Below are 22,985 nucleotides of genomic sequence, written 5' to 3' on the forward strand. Positions count from 1 at the left end.
GTGCAATCTGAAATAGATTGCATGCGCAATTGGAGAAAGAAAAAAACAAATGAAAAAGAAAAAATACTAATTGTTGCAGAAGAAAAATACTATGCCATATATGGAATTAATGAAATAATGGATATCTTAGGCATTACACAAAGATACAAAATATAGCAAACTTTAAAATAGTGTATAAACAGTGATTACGAATAAATTTTTTTTGGCATACAATACGTATGTCTATTAATGCTGCCTAAAAATATTAAAATACATATCATTTCTTAGGTCATATAAATTCTTATTTAACAATTTAAACATTATTTTTATTTATATACTAATTTTATCTTATAAGGAATATAATACTAAAGCTTATAGCAACTTTATAGAAAAAAATTAAAAAAAACTCTTGTCAAAAATAAAAAGCCGTGCTATAATAACTTCTGTCAGTTGATGCCGAATGGTGTAACGGTAGCACCGGTGACTCTGGATCATCTAGTCTAGGTTCGAATCCTAGTTCGGCAGCCAATATGTGGCCTTATCGTCTAGTGGCCTAGGACATCGCCCTCTCACGGCGAAGACAGGGGTTCGACTCCCCTTAAGGCTACTTCCCATGTACAAACTTTTTGATTAATCGAGATTTTCAAAATTGCCTCCACCTTGTCAGGGTAGACGGTAATTTTTTTTATATATGTAGGCAACATAGCTTTTATTTTTTTTCTATCTCCTTTCATCAAAATATCTTTGTCTTTTATTAAATATGCCTTTATCATATCTTCTGTGATAATGCTTACGTCAGGTTTTAATTCTAATTCTCTTAATCGTATTTCAACTTCATTTTTTTGTTGCTCAAGTTCGGTTAATTTAGCATCAAGGCTTGGATGGAAATGTCCTGCTGCAATAGCATCTACAATAGCAGAAATACTTTTATCTATTTCTTCTTTCCTTTTTAAAAGTGTTTTTTGCATATTTTGTCTATCGTTTATAATTTCTTGATTCTCTTTATTTAAAGATTTTGCAATTTGAGGTATAATATCATCATTAAAAATTTTTTCCTGTAATTCACTCAAAATGTAATTTTCTATCATATTTTGGCTTATATCTTTATTATTACATTGCTTTGTACGTTGTTTATTATTGCATCTGTAATATGCATACTTTTGTTTTCCTAAACAACCTACCATGCTCGCACCACAAACACCACATTCTATAAGTCCAGAAAACAAATATATTCTTTTTGCATTATGTGCAGCTTGTATCTTTTTCGCTTTTTCCATCTTTTTTTGTACCTCCTCAAATAAATTTTTATCTATTATAGCAGGAATAGCATCGTCTATTATAATCACATCTTCTTTACAAATGTTATGATTATTTTTAGTTCCTTTATTGAATATGTATTTCCCAATATATCTTTCGTTTCTCAAAATATCATGCAAACTATTTTTGCTAAAAGCATTACCTTTTTTAGTTTTGTAACCGCGTAAATTTAATTCATCTATAATACATCCATAACTATAACCATCATTATACATTTTAAATATAAGTTTAACAGCTTCAGCTTCTTTTTCATTAATAACATAATAACCATCTTTTATATCATATCCTAAAGGTGCTATACCTCCATTAAATTTTGCTTGAAACGCATTTTCTTTTAATCCTTTCATAACCTCTCTTGCAAGATTTCTTGAATAATATTCAGCCATGCCTTCAAGAACACTTTCAAGTATTATACTTTCAGGGCTATCATCAAGTGGTTCTAATACGGATATGAGTCTAATACCATTCTTTTTAAGTAGACGCTTATAAAAGGCATTATCGTATCTGTTTCTCGCAAATCTATCTAATTTATGTACAATGACAGCTTGAAATATGTTCATTTCACTATCTTTAATCATTTGCAAAAATTGCGGCCTATCATCAGTAGTTGCTGACTTTGCTTCATCCGCATATATTCTAATAATTTCAATATTGTTTTTTTCTGCATATTCTTCTATTGCCCTGACTTGTGCTTCAATTGATTCTTCACGTTGATTATCTGAACTATATCTACAATATGCTACTGCTTTCAATTGTTATTATCCCTCCTTAAGTACATTAAAAAGCGTATTAATATTCCGATATATACATTTTACCGCACCTTTTACATTGTACTATACAATGCTGCACGCTATCATCCTTGAAATAGTCTGCTTTAATAGGCTCTACAGCAAGCGTTACAAGTACATTTTCGCCACATGTACAGGGCTTTAAAGGTTCTATATAGTCATGTACGGTCTTTATTAAATCTTGATAGGTTTTTGCCATTTTTATCACAACCTTTCTGATTTTGTTTTAGATACAATAAATTTATTAAATATGCTTCAATATTAAAGATCCAATTATTATTCCAGATATAAATAACAAAACTCCCCACTTTATAATTTTATATTTGCATTCTCTTTTGTTTTTTTCTAATTCCTCTGCTTTTCTTTTTAATTTACTTTCTAATTCTTCTTCTCTTCTTTTAGCTGTTTCAACATCGTTTGCTATTTCTTTTAAATAATTGCCTAAAGCAGTTGGTGTATCAAGACGCATATCTGCAACATCTTGCAATAAATTATTATCAACTGCATGTCCAATAGCTGTTACAAATGCTGGTTCCAGTTGTATAGCTTTTTCTGCTATATCAGGATCATTAAATATATCTAATCCCCAACCACCACCACGTGCCAACACAACAACATCATAATTTTTATTTCCTTCATTTAAACCTCTTATAATATCATCTTTTGTACTTAAATTTACAGCACATTGCCTTATATCATAATGTTTGTTTGCATCTCCTAGTGCATTTAGGATATCTGGCAAAATTATAGAATTGTTGCCGTATATTAAAAAAATCGACACTTTCTGCTTATTATATATTTTTCTTCTTAAAATTTCATTGACATTTTTATAGCCTTTACTAAATTTCATTTTTCTTACATCATATTTTCTTATTTCATTTTCAAAAAATCTTTTGCCTTCATTTGATTGAATATCTATGGCATTAAAACAAATATCAATATGGCCAGATTTATTTACTTTTTTATTCAAATAACCTTCTACTACATATGTATATCCATCTTTAAATTCTTTTCTTAATTTTTCTGGTATTCTTATTGTAATAAGTTGATTTTCTATTTCGTCTATCAAATGATCATAAAAATAGCCATTATAATTTATAGAGTTTTCTTTTTTATAAATTCCTTTAATTTGTATTACTTTCTTCTCTTCTTGAACAGAAAGTGCGTTAGAAAAAATATTTAAAAGAGTTGATGGAGTATATGTATCTTTTGTATTTGATGGCATAGTTATTATTCCTTTCTACATTAATTATTAAATTTTGATATTATGTTTTAGAACCATACATCACTTTCTTTTTTATCTTGTCTTATATCGCTTATTGTGTAATTTTGATTTTTATATTCTTCAGCAACTTTTTGAGCATCTTCTTTTGTGCCTTTAACTTTTACATACATTTTACCACTTGTACTTTTACCTTGAAATACTTGACAATTATTTTTTGCTTTTAAGGCTTTGTTCCGATATCATCAGGTCGTATCACTTGACAAATAGAAGGTGCATGATTAAATGCAAAATTATACTTCACATTATAACCAAAATCATATTCTTTTGCTCTTATACGTATTTCGTCTATATTTTTTGATTTTAATAAATCTTTAATTTTCTCACAGAATTTTCTTGATATAAGCTTACTCCATGTGGTTACGTTATTCTCTCCTCCATATATATAAGTACTAGGAAACCAAATTTTCTCATATTTATTACTATCTAATACTTCATTCCATATATAACTTAATTGGCACAATATAATATCAGCTTCTACAATATTTTTTTTACTAAAAATCGGACGATATTCTCTACTAATTAATATATCAGCAGCAACGCTATATTTTTTTAAATTTAGTCTATTATTCCTTATTTCGTCTAGTGATCTAATATATTGGTTAAATTTTACGAAAGAACAACTTTCTAAGTGATAATTATTTCCTTTTAAAAAATATGTCCTATTTACCATTTCTTTTATATCTTCATATCTTTCGTAATGTAAGAAATATACAATCGTAAATAAAAACATTTCCCATATCAAAAATCTAAAATGGTCAAATTCTAATTCACTTTGAATTTGTTTTTGACTTTCTAAAGAATAATTATAAATTTGTTCAAAAAATAAGGCAATATTATCACCTATTGTATCGAAATTTTGAGAAACAATATTCAAAAATTCAATATAGCTATCTCTCATTATTTTTAACTTCTCAATATTTTCTACAATTATGTCATCAAAATCCTTGTCTTTAAGAGTTTCATAATTTAACCGATATTGATCTAATTCCTCACAAAAAGCATCGGCATAATATGAAATTAACCAATTTATTCTAGAAGGATTTCTATATTGAGCGTCTTTTAATTGTTTAACTGCATCTCGTGTTTTATAATGTTGAGCTTTTTCATCAAATAGCCATTCTGGTGGTTTGCCAATTGAAGGCTTTTGATAAAGTGGACGATCAAATATGTCTCTTAAAAGTTTTTCGTATTCACGTTCAAAATAAGTTTCATCTGACATGTTAATATAAATTCGAGATTTTAAATAAGTTGGCAAATATGGTTTTCCATCGTCATCCATTTCAGTAACAATAGGAATAAATTTATCTTGATAGACTTTGTTATAAACTTCAGAAGTAATAATAGCAGTTTCTTCTCCTACTCCACCTTTTCGTGAATTCGCTTTTTCTGCATAAGCTTTGTCACATATAATTAAAACTCTATCAATGCCATCATCATTAACCATCTGTTCCATAAAAGCATATTTATCTTGTCCTTCTTTTAAGTTCCATTTATCAATAACTACATCAACACCATGATTGCATAAACGAGTAGCTAAATCAATAACCCACTGTATGTGTTTCGGAGTGGTCCATGAATATGAAATAAAAACCTTTGGTATTTTATCTATCATTGCTAATCATCTTTCCTCCATTATTTTAAAAATTAAGTAGCTTTATCATAAAATAGTTAAATATGCATATTACATACAAATTTAAACACATTGCTTTGTTGATATGTCTTAATAAAATTCTTATATAAAACTTATAATCTCTTTGCTCATATGCAATAAAATTCTATTTACTCCTAAATTTATTCATAAAGATTAATCTTATAGTTTCCTGATATACTTAAATTCTTTTAAAAATAATAAACATACAATAAAATAGCAAGTCCTATAAGAAATACTACACTATGCCATATATAAATATTTTTAGGTATGACATCTAATGGCTGTTTTATGTTCTTTTTGAGTCTTAAAAAATTTACTATGACAACATCAAGCACAATCGCAGCGATAAATAATACAATGTCTATTGCACCTATTAACGTACTACTATTTAACAAAAATTTTGTCACTATAAAAACAAAAAATCCACTTGCAATTATATTTAGTACGTACAAAAAGATTAATTTTGGTCTTATATTTTTTTGTTCTTTTATCATTTTACTGGACGATATCCTGCTGCCTTAGCTTCGGCTTCCGTCTTAAACCATGCTTCTGCTTTAGTTCTGTCATACCAAGGATCTCCAGGCAAGTGGTATATCTTCTCTCCTTTGCTGTTTATATTTCCTTTTATAAGTCCATGCCCGTTTGCATCAACGTACACTTTCTCAGCACTTGTGTTGCCTGAAATGTTATCACTGGTAGTATTGGTTGGATTAACGTTGAACGAAATTGTATTGCCGTCTGTCGTTGCAATAACAGTACCATTTAAGTCTGTTCTAAATACTTTTATGACTGCATTATTAAGCCTGTCTAATACAGACTGATTAGGATGTCCGTAGTCATTGTTTTTTCCAACGCTTATTACTGCGTATTTAGGACTTACTGCTTTAAGGAAATCTGCTGTTGTTGACGTATCAGAACCATGATGGCCTACTTTAAGTACGTCTGCTTTTAAGTTGTATCCTTTATTAAGCATTTCTTGTTCTGATTCCTTTTCTGCATCACCTGTAAATAAGAATGATACATTCTTGTATGTTAATTTAATAACTGCTGAATAGTTATTAAGGTTGTCATAACTGCTGCTGTTAGGCGCAAGGAATTGTGTTGTTATGTTACTTCCTAGATCTATATTGTTTCCTGCTTTTACGTACATTGAATTAACGTTTTTATTTTTAAGTGAATTTAATAGGTTCTCAAAGGCGTTTGTATTAGTTGTTGCTTTAGGCATATAGAAAGTTCCTATATCGAACGTATTAATAACGTCAGGCATACCGCCTATATGGTCGTCATGTGGATGTGTTGCAACAACTACATCAAGCTTACTTATGCCTTTACTCTTAAGATATGATACTACAGTGTTTCCCATTTCGGGTATTCCTGCATCTATAAGCATGTTTTTGCCTGATGGCGCTTGTACAAGAATGCTGTCACCTTGACCTACATCGATATAGCTTACTGTTAGCTTACCTATAGGTGGTGCCTTATTTGAATTGATTGTTATTACTCCATTGCTGTAATTTACTTCATCCCCTAGAGCTTCGCCAACAAACCTTAAAGGTATATATGTATAGCCGTTGACAATCTGTGCTTCTACTGCAAGAGCATGATTTTGTCCGTTGACTTTGCCTATTTTAGAGCCTATTGTAAGCTGTACGGTTGTATTATCACGTGTTCCTATGACTGTTTTTGTACTTTGATCCCAGTCTACTTTTGCGCCTAATGCCTCAAAGAAAGCACGCATTGGTACAAGTGTTGTTCCATTCATAATGATTGGCTGTTGATCAAAAGTTACATTTTGACCGTTAATTATGATTGTAGTATTGCCTGCATAAGTTGGGCCTGCAAAAGAAAGTAATAAAAGAACTGTTAAAAAGACTGATAAAAACTTTTTATACAACTTTTACCCTCCCTTACCATATTTTGCATAATAATATTATAGCATATTTAATGTCCTTATTACGTCCTTAAATAAAAAATCGAGTTATTTACTATCCTGTCACATTACCGTACGTACCGTTCAATATATGGTGGTTCATTAAGACTTAATAATATGATGCTTATTAGATATTTTGTCCTTTAACATATAAATAAAAGCATTTTTATCTATATATAAAACATCTTTTACACTTATTGTTATTATTTTTTTTGTACCATAACATTTTGGATATAAGGAACAACCTAGAAATATTTCATTGTCTTTTTTGGATTTTCTAAAAACCATATCCGACCCACAAATTGGACAATTAGAATAATAATTTTTCCAATAACTAATATGTATTGGTTTCCCTTGTTTCGTGACAAAATAATTATAAAGAATTGTTAGTCTATCAATTTTATCCTTATTATCTCCTTGTTGAATCATTAGTTTTGTTATATATTCTAAAGCTTGCTTATCTTGATTTTTAATAGCAAAATCAAGTAATTGATTTCTTTCTTTTTTATCTTCTACACATTCAATAATTTTTTGTTTTTTATCATTAATATTAAAGTCATCATATTTAATAAAACTAATATATTTTGAAGGTCCAATAGGCTCATTTACTTTGCAGGAATCGCATTTATAATAATAATGATCATCTGCCTTATTAATGCTCATAATTCCATCACATTGAGAACATTCTTTAGGCAAAATTATTGCAACTTTATATTTTTGTTCAAAATCTTCAGCAATTTTTTGTTTTAAAAGAAATAATTCCTTTCTTTTTCTTAGCATCGATCTTCTTTTTTCTTCTTTTATACTTATTTCTTCAAACTTTCTATCCTCATACGCATTGTATGCCCATTCTTTAAAATCAGTTTTATGTAGAATAATATCTTCTAAGTCCTTTTTGTCAAAATTATAAAAATCGAAATTACTATCACAAATATTTATTTGCAATACAGAAATACCCATATTAATAATTTTTTCTAGCTTATCATCATCTATAGGATGCGTTACATTGACTTCTATTAAAAGTGGTTTGCTTTGTTTTCCAGCATATATAGCAATATCAGGTATAATTCCTCCAAACCTTGTTTCTAGTTCTACTCTATTATAGTGCAAATACATTTCTTTTGCAAAATTATGTCCTGGTACATAAATTTTACTGTTTTTACTTAAAATTTCTTTTACGTACATGTGAATAGCTGTCTCAAAAGCATATTTACATTCTTCTTTTACATGAGCAAAGTGATGCGATCTTATATTCCCTTTTTTAGCAAGTAAATCTTGTCCACAATACGGACAAATGCAATTACATTCTTTCCCTTGTTTGACTTCGGAAATGTGATAAATTTTCTTATCATATTTTCCTAAACCAAAAGGTAATTTAATATTATCCATGATAAAGACTCCTAATTTTATAGCCTTTCTATTTTTTCTTTAAGTTCTTGCATGGAGGAATTAATATATATTTGCGTCGTAGTTATTCTTGAATATCCTGCAAGAGCAGAAACTTCTGTGATAGTAACTCCTATATCCAAATCATGTTTGCAAAAATAATACCTTAATTGATGCGGATTGTTAGGTTATATTTTTGTAATATAACAATAATCTTTAATCATTTTATGGACTTGTGTCAATAGAGTAAGCACAAAAAGTTTAAAGCAAGCAATATGATAATGGCATATGTCACAGTATCAAATCCTTTCTTTTACTTAATTGTTAATATTAATACTTAATTCGTCATATTGCCTTAAAATCCTTCTTATTCAGATAAAATTTTTAGAATCCTTATACTTGGATATAAAAATACACCTGCGTTTTGCAGGCAGTATTTAACATTATAATGCATTTTTCTTATTTTTGTTTTTTGTCTGTCTAGTCTTCTGGTATCATTATATCCTCCTATTTCTGACAATAATAAATATTTATTATTGTCTATTATGCACTTATTTCGTTCCTAAACATTTTGTAGATTTCAACTGCAAGGTAACCAATTATAGTTTTCTTTAAATCTTTATTATCCGAAATTTTTGTAAAAAAGGATTGGTTCTGGTTTGTACGTTCAATTTCATCTAACCGTTGGCGGGTATCTGAAGTCCGAGCATAGTAATGAATTCAAACGAAACATTAGCAAAGTCGGAATACACATATATTAGGCGTGAGCGATAGCCTTGAAGTAAACATAAGCAAATGGAGTATTTAGAAATTCATCATAAATTATCCCTCGTTTTCCAGTAAATTTTCTATTTCGCTCTTAAATTTTTCTTCTATTAGCCTGCTATCTTTCAAATATTCAAAAAATTCTGGATAAGATTTTGGACTTAAAAAATGAAAAATATATTTTTGTTTAATTCCTTTTTCTTGTAATAAAGAATTTAACCTTTCAAAATGTTCTTTTGCATATTTATATTTTGCTTTATTTTCTTCTGAATCATCACCATCAGATTTAATTTCTACCACTATAAAATATTTATAATCATTTTTTTCTATTTTGATGAAGAAATCAGGATTAAATGTTGAATTAGGTTTTTGATGTCCTCCTTTTCTCCAAGTATATTCAATACTATAAAAGCTCCTATCTCTCGACTTTATCCATCCTAATATTTTTTCGGCTACCTCTTTTTTACATAATTGCTCAACAAATTTTCTTTCGGGTTCTTTATTCGTAAATACTAAATTTACAGGTGTTTTAAATAAAAATTCATTTTGTTCCTTTAAAGCATACTTAGGTAAAGTCTCATCTTCTAATAATTGGCTAAATAATTCTTTTTGCTCTATATTTTTTATTTCATTTTTCCAATTATTAGTATAAAAAATTGAATAATCCCTTTTTAAACTACCAATACTTATACTTTCTCTTTGAATATCTTTAGTAGATATTTGTATAGGTTCTTTTATTTTGAATTCTGTTGTAACAGTTTTCCCTTTTTTTCTTAGTAAAGTTGAAAATGATTGAAAAATTTTGTTAACATTCTTTTCAACTAACTTATCTCCCTTTATACCTACTTTTCTCATTGATTTGATAATAATCTCTTTAATTCTATCTCTTGGGGGGAGATTATTTTTAGTATATTGATTTTCTCCTAATTGTAAAACTCTACCTTCCCATTCTCTTGTCTGAAATTCTTCATAAATCTTATCTAAAACTTCTTCTACACTCCATGTATTATATTCAATTGCATAATTTCTTTTTCTAGTAATATTTTCTGAAACAGATTCATAAACAGTTTCTTTGTTAACAATTTCCACCTGTGATTCTAATTTTATACCTTCTTCTTCTATTCTTGAATAATTATAAATTTCCTTATCTCTTTTATGCTCAATTTCAACTTCTTCTTTACTATAATCTAAATTATAAACTTCAAAATGATATTTACTTCTTTCTCCTCCTAAAATTGCTTCACTGTAAATTTTTGTTTCTATTTCTAAAATTTCATAAACCAATCCTTTAATATTTTTACTCCAAGCATCATGATTAAAAACAACTACTCTTGGTTGTGGGGATTGATATTCTATCGGAATTCTCAACCCTCTTCCTAATACTTGTGCAATCAACAATTTAGAATTAAATGCTCTATCTTCCCAAGGTACAATTTGAAAAACATTTTTCACATCCCAGCCTTCAGTAAGCATAGAAACAGAAACAATCCACTCAATCGAATCATTTTTGTTATCTACTGTTTTAAGTTTTGGAATATTAGCCTTATGCTCATTCGCAGATGTGGCAATCAAAACTTTCTTTTCTATTTCTTCTCTTGATAGTTGTTCTTTTTCTATTAAAAAATTAATTAAATCCTCTCTTAAATTTTTTGCACTGGAAATATCCTTAGTTACTAAAATAGTTAGTGGTTTAATTATTGGATATTTGTCTTTATTTTCTTGATGATTCTGATAGATTTTTTGAAATTTTTCATTTTCATTATTTCTATTTAAGCTATCATCTTCTTGAACGTACTCAATATTCTTTACTATCTTATCTTCAATAGCTTCTCTTAATGAGTATCTATAAATCACATCATTAAAATATTCATTTTCAATATATGCTGTACCAGTAAAACCTAAAATATACTTAAAATTATAGTCTGGGTCTAATAAAAACTCTTTCCATTTTTTTATACTTTTCGCTTCTTCGTCTCTTCCGCTAACTTTATTATAAATATGATGAGCTTCATCATTTAATACTAGAACTCTTTCTCCTATTCCTTTAAAACTGTCTTCAATAGATGAACCTGTTCTTTCATAAACAGCATGGATATTTTCAATACATATATCTCCATTCTTTACCGTTACATTTGCATTTACAATTCCTGAATTTTTATACTTAGCATTCTTTGGAATTGTTTTTTTTAACTTTGAATTTCCGCTTAGACTTTTAAATTTCTCAGTTAAACCTGTTTTAATCGTTAAAGATGGAGCCAAAACTAAAACCTTATCCACCAATCCTAATCCAAGCATTATTTGAGCAATGCCATAAATAACATATGATTTTCCTGTTCCTGTTGCTAAATCTATGTTTGCGGATAATTTATTAGAAAGTTGAATATGCTTTTTATATTCTTCGATAGTCACATACCTGTTTTTTAATTCAGGATTTTTATTATAATTTTCTTCAATTAAATCTTCAATTTTTGTATATCTACCACCAGCTAGATAAATAATTGCATTTTTAATTGCTTCTTTTTGATATTCTCTATCTCCACACAAAACATCTAAAAAACCTTCCCACTCATCTAAATTAAGTTTTGAAGGATCATAAAAAGAATTTACTCTTAATACTAAATCCTTTGTTTTATATATTTTTACTTCTTCCATGGTTACATCTCCTTAATATCTAAAACTTCAGTAAAATCATTTCCATAAATATCAGTATAAACTATCATAATTTTATTACCAGCTTCTTTTTTATTCATTTCAAGAATCAAAGCATTATCTTTAATCTCTTTTAATTTTTCCCTTATATTATCTTCTTCTTTTTTCTTAGATCTCCTAGGCAATAATTCATCAGCAAAATATACCTCGTCCATCTCAAAATATTTTCCATTATAATTTTTATCAATAAATACAGTTGATAAAGTTTCAAAATTATTTAAAATTTTTCCTTCTTCATCCTTATAATATTGACTTCTAAATTCTTTAATAATTAGTTTTATCTTATCTTTTTCAACTTTCAATTCACTTTTAACTTCTGGTTGTCTAATAAAATGAAATCCTATAATTTCTTCTAAACCATTAATATTTTTCTTACTTTGAGGTTGTCTTAACTTTTTAAATGGAATTTTATGTAACTCTTTTATAACTTGATATGGAATTTTAAGAAAATAATACCTAATATTTCCTATTTGATAATAATCTTGTATAAAATCAACATAATTTGCCGGAGCAACAACATAAACTCTTCCACTTATTCTATCTCCAATTGTATTTTGGATATTTTGTAAATAATTTTCATCAACAGAAGCATCTTTAAATTTTATATAATTAAAAACTTTTACAGGATACTCTCCTTTTTTTCCTTCAAATTTTAATCCTGCTATTTCAAACTCTTTAATCTCAAATTCAAAAAGTTCTGATACAAACGTTAAATACTGTTTCCATTCTAAATCTAATGCTTGTTTTAAATCATAAATACCAAGTCTTGCTGTAATAAAACTTCTTGCTTTTTTACCATATTTCTTTTTTGGATCTTCTAAATCTTTTGAATTTTCAATCTGTAATATTCTTTTTTGCATCGTGTAATAAGCAAATTTTCCAATATCTACTACCAACCATCTTCTGCCAAGTTTTTCTGCAACAACAGCTGTCGTACCGGAACCTCCAAAAAAATCCAATACTAGGTCTCCTTTCTTTGTTCCAGTCAATATTACTCTTTTAAGTAATTCTTCTGAATTTTCTGTAGGGTATCCTGTTTCTTGACTATACCCAGAAATATCCGTCCAGTTAGAATCTACAGTTTTATCTTCGTCAAATTTAAAGCTTGGGGAATAATCAACCGGTATTTCGACTCCATTTTCTATCTTTCTTATTCCTGATGAAAATCTATCTCGGCTTTGGGCTAAATAAATAACCCCTTTCTTATACATTTCATCTATCTTAGATTGTACAAATTTCCAATGCATACCAGGCGGAGGAAGCAGAGTCACTTTATTACCATCTGGGTCATAAAATGTTCTTTCAGCAGGATTTCTTTCGCCCTTCATAAGCATATTTGTACCTTTAGCTTCACTTTCATATCTCGGTCTTTTAAACGGCGCAAATTGGTAATTAGGCATTTTAGAATATAGATAAACAGAATCAGTTGCTGTGCTGTATTTTCTGGTTCCACCAAGTCGTTGTTTTCCTCTGTTTACTATAATTTCATTTATAAAATTATTTTTACCAAACACTTCATCTAAAACAATTTTTATGTAGTGTCCAAAATTATAACCTTGTCTAACGAAAATCAGACCATCATCTGCCAATATTTCATATGCTATTAATAATCTTCTTCTAATAAATTCGACATAATCTGCGCCTTTTCTTTTTGCGCTATATGCATTTTGCCCTTTATTTCCATCATATTCGTCTCCGGTTCCAAATGGTGGATCAATATAAATAAGCTTTACTTTCCCCTTTACTTTATCTTTTATTAAAGGATCCTTATTTTCATAAACTGTTTTTAAAAACTGCAAATTATCTCCAAAAACAATCATATTTTTCCATCCGTCATTCCAACTTTCTCTTTCGCCATTAAAGACTTTATCAACTTGCAAAGGAACAGGGAAAACTCCGTCTTCATTTGCAAGTAAATCTTCTTTCCTTATCTTTCCAGCATAAACTAATTCATATTCTTTTTGCTTTGTTGGAAATAAAAAATACTTAAACTCTTCAGGAAGATCTTTGCCCTCTTGAATAAGTTTTATGATATATTCTCTTTGCTCTTTAGTTATTTTTTCCATATTTACCACCTTTGTTTATAATTAAATACTAAAATTGTTTTCTATATTATTAGAATCAGCCAATAACTTTTCAAAATCATACTTACTAGTATTATTGAAATTTTGTTCTGCAACTTTATTAAGTATAAATCCAACATTTTGCATATGCATACTTTTAAGACTTTATACTTTTTAAAAAAAGCAAAGCTTCACTTTACGGACGTCAATGACATAAAACTACTACCTCCGCTTTTAATCCTATTTAACCACCAAAAATATTTACGTGTGCCGAAACATCAGCATAAATATTCTTGGATATTAATACCTTATAAAGCTTATTCGACATAAATCGAAAAATTCCTTCTACGGTTCATAAAAAAAATTTTATAAAGCTTAACATAAATAATAAAAACAGGCACGACAGCTTTCGCCATCATGCCTGTTAATATCCACCTTAAGACTATACTATTTCTCTTGCATTTTTTATTCTTGTTTCAAAGTCGTTAACAGTCGGATCAATTTTGTTAATTAATTTGTCTAATAAATTTTGGTTTTTTATTCTGCGTTTATATTGTTTTGGCAATATTTTAATGTATTTTTTTAATTGCAATAAAGAATAGAAAAAGTTTCTACTTTCTTCGTAATCTAAAATTATATCTTTTAAATCATTAATGTCTATTGTTTCATTTTCAGCAAACATTTGTGCTATATTTAAATTTGTCCAAAGTGAGTATTCAGGAAAATATATGTCCGATAAAATTTCTTTAAAGTTTTGTATATTCAATTCATTGGCAAATTCGTCTATTTGTTCCATTATATATTCAATTCTTTCCTGAACCTCTGAAGCTGATAGCATAGGAATTGAATTTTTCGCTACATACTCAGCTTCTTCCTTTATGGATTTTCCTTTCAAAATACTAGGTATGGAAATATCTATGGTTATTTTCATAGGCTCTTGCGGGGCTTTTAGCAAATATTGATATAGTTCGTCTGTGTCATAATCGAATGATTCATATTTGCTTGGATAATATGACACATAACCAGTGTTAAAGTATCCCTTTCTTCCTGCACGTCCTGCCATTTGTATAAATTCATTTTTTGTTATAGGTCCGTCGTAGTATTTTGCAAGCTGTGCAAATACTACCGTCTCGGCAGGAAGATTCACACCTAATGCAAGCGCATCAGTGCCAACCATAATGTCCAAAATGCCATTTCTGAAGGCAGTCTCCATAAATAGCTTTTCTTTCGGCAATAATGAACCTACATACATACCAACACCTTTATAACAAATATCAGGAATATCAGAAACCGAAAAGATTTCTGCAAGTTTTTCTAATATACTGACTTTTTCAGTTGCAATTCTATTTCTATTTTGTGCTATATCGTAGGCAATAGATTCAACACCACGCCTTGAAAAAACAAACACAAGTGCATTTTGCAGTTTATCTAATATAACAGGTTTTTTATCAAATATTAATGACGTTGCTCTTTCGTTTGTAGCATACAGTGAAAACTGTCTGTTAGACAGTCTTTCAAGATATTTTTTGACAGTTTCAGGATGTCCAAAAGTTGCCGACATAACTAATATTTTTGATGTCGGATTGCTATTTGCAATTCCGTCTATATATGCTCTTGCTCTTTCAGGATCAGTTGATACATAGTGAAATTCATCAATAACAACATTAAGGTTTGGGCATTGAGCATATTTGTTTGTATATATTTCTTGAGTACAGCATATCACAGGTGCATCTATGTTTCTTTTAAAATCACCTGTTTCTAGCCCGACATTAATGCCCATATTTTTCAATTCTATATATCGTTCGTTGCTCAAAGCTTTGATTGGTGCTGTAAATATTATTTTGTTTATTTTGTTTGTTGGCGATAGTACTTTTTCATCTTTATCTATTAAGTTAGTCCACATATAGGCAACTTTCGTTTTGCCTGAACCTGTAGGTGCTGATAACAATGCATTTTCTCCTTGTATTTTTTCTATTGCTTCTTTTTGCCAATCATATAACATAGTAAAATTCCTCCTTTAATTTCTTTTTATTATGGAAAAAGGTATAGGAACAAAGTCCTATACCACTTTTTGACGTTTTTTCCAAACTAAATAATCGTCAATACCTTTTCCTAAACGCTCATCCCATGTCTTATCATGCACCTCAAAGCCTGCCTGTACAAGCTTCTTTTCAAGTCTTTCTTTAGCTTTCTGCACATTTTTGTTGTTTTTTAAATCCATGTCGTAGGCTATAAAGATACGTTTGGCATCAAGTTCTTTTAAAACTTGCTCAATGCCTTTTATTGCGTTTACTCCTGCAACTGACACAAAAGTATATCTGCTTAAAAAATGTGCAATATCGGCTTTTAACGGTCCTTCAGTAACCAATACAGTCTTTGCAGGTACTCCATGTACGCCTATCCATGCGTGTGCACTAGTTCCACTCAATTTCCCCCGTGAAGAAAACCACACATATTTCCGTTCATGGTCGTCATCAAGGCGTATTTGCATGCCTTGAATACGTCCTTGAATGTCACGTACTGGTATGAAAAAGCCGTTGTTTGAATAAAAATCCCAGTACGTTTGATTTTCTTTTTGGACTTGAAAGAAGCCTGGTATGCCTTTGAGGTTCAATCCTTCTTGCAATAGTTCATTGCATATTCTTAAGCGTTCCTGAGGACTTGTAGGCACTGACTTATACAAATTTCTACCAGTTTCTTCCCAAGAAAGCCCTCTGCGAATAAGATTTTGTAAATGTTCGCCTTTAAGAGTTAACTTGTCTAAAAAAGCCCTGTATACTTTATCACGTTCATTGATATTTGCAACAGGACTTTGAGGAATTTTTTTAATTTCGATTTTAGACACCGTTTCAGGTGCCATGTTCATTAATTCCTTAAACGCTTCACTATTATTTATTCGATGTAGTCGTGCATAAAGTCCTATTGCGTATCCTTTTTCTCCGCATCTTGTGCAGTGGTAAGCATCTTTTGTTATATTTAGCATAAGATGACCATGTTGCGGACTTTTTTCTGAATCTCCACAAAACGGACATCTTGCCATAAATTCCTCGTTTGATACTTGTCTTAAAATCATTATTTTTGACTTTTGAGCAACATTTAATATTGACAGACGTGGATCGTTATAGTTTGACATGTTTATCGAACTCCTTTCTATATATTGAAGTAAATTGCATTTTCATTATCAAAGCCTTGATTATACTGCCATGATGGTATCAGTACAGGCTTGCCAAGTGAAAGGAGTTTTGATATTTGTTCAGGATTATCTTCGATATAAATGTCTGCCTCAAGAATGTGTTTTGTGGCTGTAAAGTATATTGCATGTTCATTCCATATTCCTTGCTTCTCGATCCACTTTCTTGTCAATTCTTTTAACCTTATGTTTCTGCTAGTTGCAAAAAATATGTCTGTGCCTAGTTCATCAAGGGCATCTAAAATTTTGCAAGTGTTTTTGATTTTTTGAGCCTTGATAAACATTTGTATTGCTTCATAAGACGTCCAGAAGTCTTGATCAAGTACAGGATTAGGATATTTTGAAATGTCATATCCTGCTTTTTTGAGTTGTGTATTGACGTCAGCAAGTGTGTTGTCAATATCACAGCAAATTAACTTGCCTTTTACGTTGGTTAAAATGTTTGTAAACTTTCTTAAATCCTTGACTTTTCCACTAAAATACATTATATTTATCATAATTTCATCATTCTCCTTTCATCTTTAATCAAAAAAAGTAGGGATAAAAATTTCCCTACTTTTTAAAACTCAATTTTGAACAATTCTTTGGATTTCATCTTTATCAAGTCAGGCAAGAATGCATTATCACCATTTAGTATGCACTCTGCCATGTATGTGAAAAGTTTTCCTGCCTTATTGTCAAATTGTGAACTGTCGTTTTCTTGATATTCTCTATTGCACTCGTCATTAATATTGACTAATGCAATATATAAGTCTCTAATTAATTGTTTTTGATACTCCGTTATCATTTTTTATCTCTCCTTTACTTTTTAAAAATAAAAAAAGGACAAGAACTCTTGACATTCTCGCCTTTTCAGTCAGCGCACACGTACCTGTGCACTTCCCTTTTAGTCTTTGTTATCAAGTCCAATCTGCCTTCAGTCCACGCATCAACTCCGTCAAGAACAGTCACAACGCTTAATTTATGCGGATTGTTAAAAGCTAGTATACAGGCATTGTTGTAAGCATAATCAAGTATTGTAAATCTCTGGTGCGAATACCTTAAGTCCTTAATGCGTTCCTGACATGACATAATAGACTGTATAATGCTTTTTGGATTTTTTTGCCTTTGCTTGCATCTTAAAATAGAATGGGGCGAAAAGCTTATTTTCAAAGTTTCGCCCCATAGAGTAACTAAATATTCATATTTATTGATTTGTAGCATTCATACCTCCTCCTTTTCTAATTTTGTATACGGAATTTTTCGTGTACAATATTATTACCTGTCCATTATTATAGATACTGTAAATGTATTTAACTGGACTTGTCGTCAGGACTTTATTATTGTCTAACTTTATTACTGCTTGATAGCCTGGACAGGCATTAAGTATTTCTCCTTGAATTTCTCTAAAGGTTTCTGATGTTGCAGTTTCTTGATTAATAACTGCTGTATACCAATCATTTATGTCGTCTGCAACTTCAGAAAAAGCTTTAATGAACGGATATTTTGTAATGAATAAGTCTTGAATATCGTTATTCGAATCATATTTTTCAAGCATTTCGTTAAGCTTATATGCAGCCTTTTTGAAGTCTTGAAATGCTTGAATTAGGTCTGATGGCAGTTCGTGAATTTCGTTGACTGAAATTATCTGTTCTTCAGCACCATTCTCAAGTCTTTTTTCAAAATTTTTGAGTTGTCCTTCCGACATTGTTTCCGTCCATTCTTTATTACCTAAAAAATAAGTCACTCTATATTTCTTCACACCAATTCCTCCTTTTCACTCAATCATATCAATCAGTTTCGTTTTATCGTACAGAACAATCTCTCTAAAAATTTCCTCTTTTTTGTCTCTTATTATGTCGCTCAACGGACCTTTATTGTCATAAAATGTGCATTGGTAGCGTCCTGGCTGTTTTGCACAGGGCGAAACAATGCAACGAAGTCCGTTTCCAAGATCAAAGGAAACTGCGGTACAATTGATGTACCGCAATAATTTTTTATATTGTTTATCATACTGCCTTGCGTATTTTTCAAGCAGCACAATCATCACTCCTTTATAATTTTTAAAACATACCAGAAACTGTCCTCCTGCTCAACTTCAAAAGGCATAGAATGTTTCTTAAGTATGTTGACGAATTTTGGAAGATGATCTTTGCCTACATGAATGTATCCATGCCTATACAAAGTGTTAAAAAAGCAGGAATATGGTTCCTGCCTTACGTCCTCAAAAACTTTCGCAAATTTTTCCTCCTGACTTTTAGAATATGGCCACATAATAAAGTCCTCCTTTTTTTCTTCAAAAATTAAAAAAGGCATATTCAAAAACCTTACTTTAGTTTTGAATATGCCTTAATTGACGTGGATTTCGCCTTTTAGATTTTTAAAATGGTTACATTGATGATAGATTTTGAAATATTATTTTGATCCGCCTTTGAAAATTTCCTTATGATAATTTTGATATTTTTTAAGCTATTGATAGGTTTTGAGTTGTATGTTTGATGTAATATATCCTGCAAAAACAATTGATAAATCAGTTTATTGATTACTTCTGCTAACACAATAGGACTTATATATAATTGACATTTATTATCTAAAAGTATTTTAGAGACGTCTATACATTCTTGAAATTTTCTGTCCTTTTTGTCCAATAAAGCTAATAAAAAACAAGCGTCAATAAATACGCTTGTTTTTGAAGAGAATACTGTATTATCAAAAGGATATACAATTTCCTTCATAAGCCAATTCTCTCCTCTTCGTACATTTCTCTCATCGATTTTCCGCCACCACATATGACAGGAAATCCTAATTCTGAATATTGAATTATAGGAGTTGGCTTATCTTTGAATTTAAAAATTTTATTAACTTTTTTCTTGGAAGCTTTTTTCTTCTTTTTCAATTTAATCGCCTCCATCATATCAATCTCTCCTTTTATTGTACCACTCACTTGAATTTTTGTTAACATATAAAATTCTCCTTTCTTTTAAAAAATATAAAAAGGTATGCGCATACCTTGAAAATTCTGGAAATATATGCACATACCTTTCTTGCTAAACTAATCCACCTTTTATCACTGTGTACCAAAACATTTAGTCACACAGCGGTACACACTTATGCCTTCCTCCAATAAAATGGCATGCTTCAACATGCACAAATACCTAATTTTACGGCAGTGGGTATTATGCCGTTCAAGTACGCTATCAACCACTCATTCGAGATCCTCCTCCGCAATGTGAGTGGAACGGAAAATATGGAGGTTCGTACTTTTTCCGATAGGTTGACTTGAATTTCTAATTTAGTATATGCTCAAAAATTAAAAAAAGTCAAGAAAAAAATAAAAAAGCAGGCTTGTTATGCCTGCTGTAAAGCGTCAAAATCGAAACAAAGTTGTTCGACTGTTTGAGATTTTTTCTTTTTGGAATAATTGACTTTGACAGTTTTAAAGAATGTTGATAAATCAATGACATTATCGCTTTGAGCCTGCCAAATCTTTTCTATACTAATGTTCTCGTCAAGTCCATTGACAAGGCTTTTTGCAAGCTCAACCATGATGTTGCTTGTATTGGATAAAGCTCGCAAGCCTTCTTCTGAAAACTTTCCTTCAATGTTCATTGCAGCTTCAAGTTTACTGCCCATCAAGGCAAGTGCATTGTACTGTAAGGTGTCTTTATAGACCATAAACACAACTTTAACAGGTTTTGTCTGTCCGATTCTCCATGATCTTTTGCTTGCCTGTCTTAACGTGAACGTATTGTAGCCTGTTTCATAAAAAATGATTGTAGGAAAGTCCAGAAGGTCAAGTCCTGTTTTGACAAGCTCAAAGTTAGAAATAATGCACCTGTATCCGTCCTTGACTTTCTCGTCAAGCCATTCCTCACGTTTTTCCTGCTTTATTGAGGTTTTAAGTGTGCATGTTTTAATACCTATACCATTTAGCAGATTTTCAAGACGTTTTGTGACGTCTTTTTGTCCTGTGAATTGTGCATATATAAACACGTTTCTGCCTTTGTTAGTTTCGTCTAATACATAATTTAGCAAATGCTGCTCTTTGTTATAAATAAAATCTTCAGGCAGGTCTTTTGGAACAATTTGATAATAGTCTGTTACAGGTATTGCTTCGTTGTTGAAAGGACTGTCAGGATACCTTAAAAGCGTCATCAGGTACGTTGACAGCATGTTTTTGTCAGCATTAAAGATTGCATTTTTAAGTTCATCTGCCAGATCGTCATAGGCTTCTTTAAGTTCGTTATCAGGTTCTATAATCTGGACTTCTTCTGTGTATTTCGGCAGGTTTTGCTGCAAGTCTGATAACTGGAGAAATACACACTGATCTAGCAGAAATTTTGAAAATATTAAAGGTGAAATGACAGGAAGCATGCGCTTTTTGGTACTTTTTTGTCTGCCTTTTGATGTTTTGTTATATTCACTGTCTTTCTCCTTGATTATTGTTTCTATGGCACCATACCGCTCCACAAAAAGTGTTGTATCGTTATATTTTATTCCGTCCTTTAGCATTGCTTCTGGATTAAGCCTGTATAGAAGATAAAATACATCTGTCGGATAACCTCCAAGCAATGTTCCAGTCAAGGCTATTGTCTTTTTGCACGAGCTTGACAAAGTGCCAAAGCTGTTTCCTTGCGCTGTGTCTCCGCCTTTTAATTCGTGTACTTCATCAGCGATGAAATAGTCGAAAAATCCTTTCATGTGACGCTTGATATATTCTGCTACGGGATACCTGCGAAAACTGTCTTTGTCTGCCTGCCATAGTTTTGTTTTGCAGTACGGACATTTATCGTTTTTTGTTGTATGCGATTTAAAATAATCTTCCGTCAGAGGAACGTCATCTTTGTCTACAAATGTTTTTCCGCATACAGGACATGATATATGTCCGTTCAGATGTTTTATAACAGCAACTTTTTCGGCGTATCCTAATTTTGCTTTGTCCTTTGATATGATATAGTATCTTATTTTGTCCTTTGTTTTTGGTATTTTTAAGACATCTTTCCAGCTTTCCATTATCACTGCATTTGCATCAGGTATTGTAGCTGCTATCTGCCTTTTCCACTTGTTAACCAGATGTCCAGGACACATGACAAGTGCATTATAAGGCTTGCCATCAGCATGAATATACGGTATTGGCGGTCCTATCAATGCTGTCTTGCCAGTTCCCATTTCACCTACAACAACAATGTTTTTCTTTCTTTTTAGTGTTTCGACAGACGCCATTATAACGTCCTCTTGAGCCTTAAAAGGTTTTATTTTTAAAGTCTTTATAAGTTCGTTATTTTTAGGCTTAAGAGGATCATATAAAGGCTTGTAGGTTTCTTCGATTTTCTGTGAAAATGTATTGGAATATTTCTTGAGGTAGTCCGCCATTGTTATGTTATCCACGTCAAAGTCAAGCTCACCGTTAATGGTTATACTGCCACATTCAAGTCCTTCCAAAACTATTTCGGTTAACTCATCTTCAGTTATATTAAGCCTGTATACGTCTATATTAATGCCATATACATTTTGATATAACAGATAATCTTGATTTATAAGCTGTTTTATAAGCCAGTCTGCCCACCTGTCTAACAATGGCACTGTGAATTTTTCCTGCAAGACTTTCATAACTGCATGTGTTTTGTCGTTATTCCATACAATAATAAGTGGTCTTTCTACTTGCATATTAAAGGCATCTTCAGAAATCATTATTGTGTGCGTATATTCGTCTATTTTTTCAGAAAAAGTCTTGTATCCTCCTTTTGGATAATAATAGCCATGATCAAGATTAATTGTTTTGCGTTTCCATATTGCAGCTTTAATGCTTTGTACGGCACTGTCAAAACCTGCAAAACTGACAAAGTTAAGCTGCCAGGTTATAGGATCGTATGAATAAAAATCGGCGTATGCATAAACATACGCCTTTTTCTCGCTGTCATAAACTTCTATATTGTACATTTC

22 protein-coding genes and 2 tRNA genes are annotated in these 22,985 nt (G+C 30.5%); 2 read left to right on the top strand and 22 right to left on the bottom strand.

Translation table 11 applies throughout. The features are described 5' to 3' along the window. The first annotated feature begins 433 nt into the window (after positions 1 to 433). Both J2Z80_RS01060 and J2Z80_RS01065 read left to right on the top strand, forming a co-directional pair. Positions 434 to 507 (top strand) — tRNA-Gln (locus J2Z80_RS01060). Positions 508 to 513: 6 nt separating this feature from the next. Continuing rightward, positions 514 to 586, top strand: a tRNA-Glu gene (locus J2Z80_RS01065). On the opposite strand, the gene J2Z80_RS01070 is transcribed toward J2Z80_RS01065, so the two are convergent. From J2Z80_RS01070 to J2Z80_RS01175, 22 genes are all read right to left on the bottom strand, one after another. Continuing rightward, positions 549 to 2,048, bottom strand: a complete 1,500-nt coding sequence (locus tag J2Z80_RS01070; protein ID WP_209452866.1) for a recombinase family protein — start codon at positions 2,046 to 2,048, stop codon at positions 549 to 551. The genes J2Z80_RS01065 and J2Z80_RS01070 overlap by 38 nt on opposite strands. A gap of 37 nt (positions 2,049 to 2,085) precedes the next feature. After that, on the bottom strand, positions 2,086 to 2,283 hold the full coding sequence (locus J2Z80_RS01075) for a hypothetical protein (RefSeq protein ID WP_209452706.1): 198 nt from the start codon (positions 2,281 to 2,283) through the stop codon (positions 2,086 to 2,088). A gap of 45 nt (positions 2,284 to 2,328) precedes the next feature. Continuing rightward, positions 2,329 to 3,309 carry an exodeoxyribonuclease VII large subunit gene (locus tag J2Z80_RS01080; protein WP_209452707.1) on the bottom strand — a complete coding sequence of 327 codons (981 nt, stop codon included), beginning with the start codon at positions 3,307 to 3,309 and terminating at the stop codon, positions 2,329 to 2,331. A gap of 47 nt (positions 3,310 to 3,356) precedes the next feature. Further along, positions 3,357 to 3,479 (bottom strand): hypothetical protein, encoded by a 123-nt coding sequence (locus J2Z80_RS15070; RefSeq protein WP_280953146.1) that lies wholly within the window; start codon positions 3,477 to 3,479, stop codon positions 3,357 to 3,359. Between the two features lie 50 nt (positions 3,480 to 3,529). Continuing rightward, positions 3,530 to 4,981, bottom strand: a complete 1,452-nt coding sequence (locus J2Z80_RS01090) for an SEFIR domain-containing protein (RefSeq protein WP_209452708.1) — start codon at positions 4,979 to 4,981, stop codon at positions 3,530 to 3,532. A gap of 227 nt (positions 4,982 to 5,208) precedes the next feature. Continuing rightward, on the bottom strand, positions 5,209 to 5,514 hold the full coding sequence (locus tag J2Z80_RS01095) for a hypothetical protein (RefSeq protein WP_209452709.1): 306 nt from the start codon (positions 5,512 to 5,514) through the stop codon (positions 5,209 to 5,211). Further along, positions 5,511 to 6,914 (bottom strand): stalk domain-containing protein, encoded by a 1,404-nt coding sequence (locus J2Z80_RS15415; RefSeq protein ID WP_245301081.1) that lies wholly within the window; start codon positions 6,912 to 6,914, stop codon positions 5,511 to 5,513. The genes J2Z80_RS01095 and J2Z80_RS15415 overlap by 4 nt, the downstream gene beginning before the upstream one ends. 138 nt (positions 6,915 to 7,052) lie before the next feature. Continuing rightward, the gene (locus tag J2Z80_RS01105) at positions 7,053 to 8,339 is read right to left on the bottom strand and encodes a topoisomerase DNA-binding C4 zinc finger domain-containing protein (RefSeq protein WP_209452710.1); all 1,287 of its coding nucleotides are present in this window, start codon (positions 8,337 to 8,339) and stop codon (positions 7,053 to 7,055) included. Positions 8,340 to 8,356: 17 nt separating this feature from the next. Next, positions 8,357 to 8,479 carry a hypothetical protein gene (locus J2Z80_RS15075; RefSeq protein ID WP_280953149.1) on the bottom strand — a complete coding sequence of 41 codons (123 nt, stop codon included), beginning with the start codon at positions 8,477 to 8,479 and terminating at the stop codon, positions 8,357 to 8,359. A 679-nt stretch (positions 8,480 to 9,158) separates the two neighbouring features. Further along, positions 9,159 to 11,753 carry a DEAD/DEAH box helicase family protein gene (locus J2Z80_RS01115; RefSeq protein ID WP_209452711.1) on the bottom strand — a complete coding sequence of 865 codons (2,595 nt, stop codon included), beginning with the start codon at positions 11,751 to 11,753 and terminating at the stop codon, positions 9,159 to 9,161. Positions 11,754 to 11,755: 2 nt separating this feature from the next. After that, on the bottom strand, positions 11,756 to 13,876 hold the full coding sequence (locus J2Z80_RS01120) for a site-specific DNA-methyltransferase (protein ID WP_209452712.1): 2,121 nt from the start codon (positions 13,874 to 13,876) through the stop codon (positions 11,756 to 11,758). Between the two features lie 439 nt (positions 13,877 to 14,315). Then, a complete protein-coding gene (locus J2Z80_RS01125) occupies positions 14,316 to 15,875 on the bottom strand; it encodes a DEAD/DEAH box helicase (RefSeq protein WP_209452713.1) in 1,560 nt (519 codons plus the stop codon). A 57-nt stretch (positions 15,876 to 15,932) separates the two neighbouring features. Then, positions 15,933 to 17,006: a DUF3854 domain-containing protein gene (locus tag J2Z80_RS01130; RefSeq protein WP_209452714.1), complete on the bottom strand. Its 1,074-nt coding sequence runs from the start codon at positions 17,004 to 17,006 to the stop codon at positions 15,933 to 15,935. 17 nt (positions 17,007 to 17,023) lie between these two features. Further along, on the bottom strand, positions 17,024 to 17,560 hold the full coding sequence (locus tag J2Z80_RS01135) for a 5' nucleotidase, NT5C type (RefSeq protein WP_209452715.1): 537 nt from the start codon (positions 17,558 to 17,560) through the stop codon (positions 17,024 to 17,026). A 62-nt stretch (positions 17,561 to 17,622) separates the two neighbouring features. Continuing rightward, on the bottom strand, positions 17,623 to 17,850 hold the full coding sequence (locus J2Z80_RS01140) for a hypothetical protein (RefSeq protein ID WP_192402510.1): 228 nt from the start codon (positions 17,848 to 17,850) through the stop codon (positions 17,623 to 17,625). Positions 17,851 to 17,915: 65 nt separating this feature from the next. Beyond that, entirely contained in the window at positions 17,916 to 18,266 is a 351-nt protein-coding gene (locus J2Z80_RS01145; RefSeq protein WP_209452716.1) for a hypothetical protein, read from the bottom strand. Continuing rightward, positions 18,250 to 18,804 carry a hypothetical protein gene (locus J2Z80_RS01150; protein WP_209452717.1) on the bottom strand — a complete coding sequence of 185 codons (555 nt, stop codon included), beginning with the start codon at positions 18,802 to 18,804 and terminating at the stop codon, positions 18,250 to 18,252. The genes J2Z80_RS01145 and J2Z80_RS01150 overlap by 17 nt, the downstream gene beginning before the upstream one ends. A gap of 15 nt (positions 18,805 to 18,819) precedes the next feature. After that, positions 18,820 to 19,083 carry a hypothetical protein gene (locus J2Z80_RS01155; RefSeq protein ID WP_209452718.1) on the bottom strand — a complete coding sequence of 88 codons (264 nt, stop codon included), beginning with the start codon at positions 19,081 to 19,083 and terminating at the stop codon, positions 18,820 to 18,822. Positions 19,084 to 19,088: 5 nt separating this feature from the next. Further along, a complete protein-coding gene (locus J2Z80_RS01160) occupies positions 19,089 to 19,316 on the bottom strand; it encodes a hypothetical protein (protein ID WP_209452719.1) in 228 nt (75 codons plus the stop codon). A 98-nt stretch (positions 19,317 to 19,414) separates the two neighbouring features. Beyond that, positions 19,415 to 19,777: a hypothetical protein gene (locus J2Z80_RS01165; protein ID WP_209452720.1), complete on the bottom strand. Its 363-nt coding sequence runs from the start codon at positions 19,775 to 19,777 to the stop codon at positions 19,415 to 19,417. Further along, on the bottom strand, positions 19,774 to 20,004 hold the full coding sequence (locus J2Z80_RS01170; protein ID WP_209452721.1) for a hypothetical protein: 231 nt from the start codon (positions 20,002 to 20,004) through the stop codon (positions 19,774 to 19,776). Before J2Z80_RS01170 ends, J2Z80_RS01165 begins: the two co-directional genes overlap by 4 nt. A gap of 386 nt (positions 20,005 to 20,390) precedes the next feature. Beyond that, entirely contained in the window at positions 20,391 to 22,982 is a 2,592-nt protein-coding gene (locus J2Z80_RS01175; protein ID WP_209452722.1) for a DEAD/DEAH box helicase family protein, read from the bottom strand. Between the last annotated feature and the right edge of the window lie 3 nt (positions 22,983 to 22,985).

Origin of the sequence: Thermoanaerobacterium butyriciformans, from assembly GCF_017874545.1 — a bacterium.
Classification (GTDB): domain Bacteria; phylum Bacillota; class Thermoanaerobacteria; order Thermoanaerobacterales; family Thermoanaerobacteraceae; genus Thermoanaerobacterium; species Thermoanaerobacterium butyriciformans.

Coding starts and splice junctions, on each gene's coding strand:
- J2Z80_RS01075 (WP_209452706.1), bottom strand. CDS start 2,283: ATGGCAAAAACCTATCAAGATTTAATAAAGACCGTACATGACTATATA.
- J2Z80_RS01080 (WP_209452707.1), bottom strand. CDS start 3,309: ATGCCATCAAATACAAAAGATACATATACTCCATCAACTCTTTTAAAT.
- J2Z80_RS15070 (WP_280953146.1), bottom strand. CDS start 3,479: ATGTATGTAAAAGTTAAAGGCACAAAAGAAGATGCTCAAAAAGTTGCT.
- J2Z80_RS01090 (WP_209452708.1), bottom strand. CDS start 4,981: ATGATAGATAAAATACCAAAGGTTTTTATTTCATATTCATGGACCACT.
- J2Z80_RS01095 (WP_209452709.1), bottom strand. CDS start 5,514: ATGATAAAAGAACAAAAAAATATAAGACCAAAATTAATCTTTTTGTAC.
- J2Z80_RS01105 (WP_209452710.1), bottom strand. CDS start 8,339: ATGGATAATATTAAATTACCTTTTGGTTTAGGAAAATATGATAAGAAA.
- J2Z80_RS01115 (WP_209452711.1), bottom strand. CDS start 11,753: ATGGAAGAAGTAAAAATATATAAAACAAAGGATTTAGTATTAAGAGTA.
- J2Z80_RS01120 (WP_209452712.1), bottom strand. CDS start 13,876: ATGGAAAAAATAACTAAAGAGCAAAGAGAATATATCATAAAACTTATT.
- J2Z80_RS01125 (WP_209452713.1), bottom strand. CDS start 15,875: ATGTTATATGATTGGCAAAAAGAAGCAATAGAAAAAATACAAGGAGAA.
- J2Z80_RS01130 (WP_209452714.1), bottom strand. CDS start 17,006: ATGTCAAACTATAACGATCCACGTCTGTCAATATTAAATGTTGCTCAA.
- J2Z80_RS01135 (WP_209452715.1), bottom strand. CDS start 17,560: ATGATAAATATAATGTATTTTAGTGGAAAAGTCAAGGATTTAAGAAAG.
- J2Z80_RS01140 (WP_192402510.1), bottom strand. CDS start 17,850: ATGATAACGGAGTATCAAAAACAATTAATTAGAGACTTATATATTGCA.
- J2Z80_RS01145 (WP_209452716.1), bottom strand. CDS start 18,266: ATGCTACAAATCAATAAATATGAATATTTAGTTACTCTATGGGGCGAA.
- J2Z80_RS01160 (WP_209452719.1), bottom strand. CDS start 19,316: ATGTGGCCATATTCTAAAAGTCAGGAGGAAAAATTTGCGAAAGTTTTT.
- J2Z80_RS01165 (WP_209452720.1), bottom strand. CDS start 19,777: ATGAAGGAAATTGTATATCCTTTTGATAATACAGTATTCTCTTCAAAA.
- J2Z80_RS01170 (WP_209452721.1), bottom strand. CDS start 20,004: ATGTTAACAAAAATTCAAGTGAGTGGTACAATAAAAGGAGAGATTGAT.
- J2Z80_RS01175 (WP_209452722.1), bottom strand. CDS start 22,982: ATGTACAATATAGAAGTTTATGACAGCGAGAAAAAGGCGTATGTTTAT.